The following is a 606-nucleotide window of genomic DNA, read 5'->3' on the forward strand; positions in this document are numbered from 1 at the left end:
TCCTCATTCGGAAATCTTCGGATCTCAGACTATGTGCGTCTACCCGAAGCTTATCGCAGCTTATCACGTCCTTCATCGGCTCCTGATGCCAAGGCATTCACCATACGCCCTTTGTAGCTTGACCTATGCTAGTCCTTTCTAAATCTATGATTTAGTAAAAGAACTGTACTCAGCTTTGCTGAGTTTCATTTTAGCAATTAGTTCTCTATTACAAAGAATAGTAAAATTTAATTGGCTTTATCTTCAACTTATACTTATGTGCAATTTTCAAAGAACAATCATATTTAAAATTATCTTCACATTACTTTGTCAGCTTCCTCACTGTGGTACTCACTTAATAAAATAAGTTCTGTTCCTCATTCGTTGCTTCCTTATAATGTTTGATTCTTTTCAATATGTATTTTGAAAGACAATGTGTCTCTCAAAATTAAACAGATAATTAAGTAGCAATTCATATCATCTTAGTTATCCTAAGATGCATTTCCTTAGAAAGGAGGTGATCCAGCCGCAGGTTCTCCTACGGCTACCTTGTTACGACTTCACCCCAATCGCTGACCCTACCTTCGGCCGCTGCCTCCTTGCGGTTAGCTCACGGACTTCGGGTAT

General features: G+C 38.6%; 2 rRNA genes. Both read right to left on the reverse strand.

The features are described 5' to 3' along the window. Window positions 1-124: ribosomal RNA gene (locus tag GBZ86_RS16630) — 23S ribosomal RNA — on the reverse strand; the annotation flags it as partial. Window positions 125-489: 365 nt separating this feature from the next. After that, window positions 490-606, reverse strand: a 16S ribosomal RNA gene (locus GBZ86_RS16635); the annotation flags it as partial.

Origin of the sequence: Clostridium tarantellae, assembly GCF_009295725.1 — a bacterium.
Lineage (GTDB): Bacteria > Bacillota > Clostridia > Clostridiales > Clostridiaceae > Sarcina > Sarcina tarantellae.